Consider the following 1,695-nt stretch of genomic DNA (forward strand, 5'->3'; position numbering starts at 1 on the left):
AATTATCTTACAAACTAATATAACATTATTTTAATAAAATTATCAAGTAATTTTATAACACTGTTTGATTTTATTCTCTTTTAAAATCGTATTTAATTTTATGATATATATTAGAAAAGAGGGTATAAAACCCTCTTATAAAATTAACCTTTCAAAACTTTCTCAACAACTTCACCAATAGTTGAAATATTTTTAACAGTCGTAGCACCAGCTGCTTCTAATGCTTTGTATTTTTCTTCAGCTGTTCCTTTTCCTCCAGCTATTATAGCACCAGCGTGTCCCATTCTTTTTCCTGGAGGAGCTGTAACACCTGCAATGTAAGCAACAACTGGTTTTGTTACATACTCTTTTATAAACTCTGCTGCCTCTTCTTCAGCAGTTCCACCAATTTCTCCAATCATAACGATAGCTTCTGTTTCTGGGTCATCCTGGAACCATTTTAAAACATCAGCAAAAACTGTTCCCGGCACTGGGTCTCCACCAATACCTACAGCAGTTGACTGTCCTATTCCTCTTTGTGTTAACTGATAAGCAGCTTCATAAGTTAATGTTCCAGACCTTGAAACAAGCCCAACATTTCCTTTTTTGAAAATGTGTCCCGGCATAATTCCAATTTTAGCCTCTTCTGGTGTTATAACTCCAGGGCAGTTTGGTCCTATTAAAACAGTTTCTGGATAGTAAGTCTTTATGTAATTTTTAACAGGTATCATATCATTAACAGGAATTCCTTCCGTAATACAGATAACTGTCTTTACTCCAGCATCAACTGCTTCTACAATAGCGTCTGCTGCAAATGGTGGAGGAACAAATATTAAAGAGCAGTCTGCACCAGTGTTATCAACAGCCTCTCTGACACTGTCAAAAACAGGAATTCCTTCTACTTCCTGTCCTCCTTTCCCCGGAGTAACTCCGCCAACAACCTGTGTTCCATATGCTTTACATTGGGTTGCATGGAAAGAACCTTCTCTTCCTGTTATTCCCTGAACAATTACTTTTGTATTTTTGTTAACTAATACGCTCATTTTTTTATTCCTCCTTATTATTATTTACAGTATTTTTGAAAAATCAACTAAGAGTTTATAGCTATTTATAGAAAATTCAAATATTTCATCAATTGTTTCAAAAACTTTTCTATACTTTCCATTTTCCAAGTGAAATATTTTTATATGTTTCCTGTCTTCTATTGAATAAACTAAACAGTAATATTTAACTCCTTCTCTTTCATAAAGCTCAAATTTTATATGTTCGTCCATTCTTACAGAGTTAGGAGATACGACTTCAAAAATAATTTTAGGAGTAGTTGTTATTTTTTCCTTTAAACTTCCACAAACTACTATTACGTCAGGCCTAACGACAGTATCTTCTGATATATAGTAATCCACATCCGGTATGACTTCACATTCACTAATATCACAGTTTTCCAAATATTTATTAATTTCTACAAGCAAGTTTTTTACTATTCTTTGATGCTCTAAAGAAGGAGAGGCAAGAGCATAGGGAATTCCTTCAATAAGCTCCCAATCACCTTGCCATTTGTTTCGTTCCTCTACCGTATAATAAGGTAAATACCTATCAGCTAAGCCCATTGATTACCTCATAACTAATTTTGGCTTTTAGATGCTTCTACTGCTTTAACAGCACCTTCCCACATTGTATCTGCAGTAATTAGATTTAACCCGCTTTCATTTAACATTT

The 1,695-nt window shown here is 34.0% G+C and carries 2 protein-coding genes; both read right to left on the reverse strand.

What is annotated here, in order from left to right:
* Positions 1-143: 143 nt before the first annotated feature.
* Entirely contained in the window at positions 144-1,022 is an 879-nt protein-coding gene (sucD, locus tag HG1285_RS02685; RefSeq protein WP_008289064.1) for a succinate--CoA ligase subunit alpha, read from the reverse strand.
* Positions 1,023-1,046: 24 nt separating this feature from the next.
* Complete coding sequence (locus tag HG1285_RS02680; RefSeq protein WP_008289065.1) at positions 1,047-1,586, reverse strand: Uma2 family endonuclease; 540 nt, start codon at positions 1,584-1,586, stop codon at positions 1,047-1,049.
* Between the last annotated feature and the right edge of the window lie 109 nt (positions 1,587-1,695).

The sequence above is a fragment of the Hydrogenivirga sp. 128-5-R1-1 genome (assembly GCF_000171895.1).

Excerpts from the sequence above, each read along its gene's own strand:
- sucD (WP_008289064.1), bottom strand. The coding sequence starts at position 1,022 with ATGAGCGTATTAGTTAACAAAAATACAAAAGTAATTGTTCAGGGAATA.
- HG1285_RS02680 (WP_008289065.1), bottom strand. The coding sequence starts at position 1,586 with ATGGGCTTAGCTGATAGGTATTTACCTTATTATACGGTAGAGGAACGA.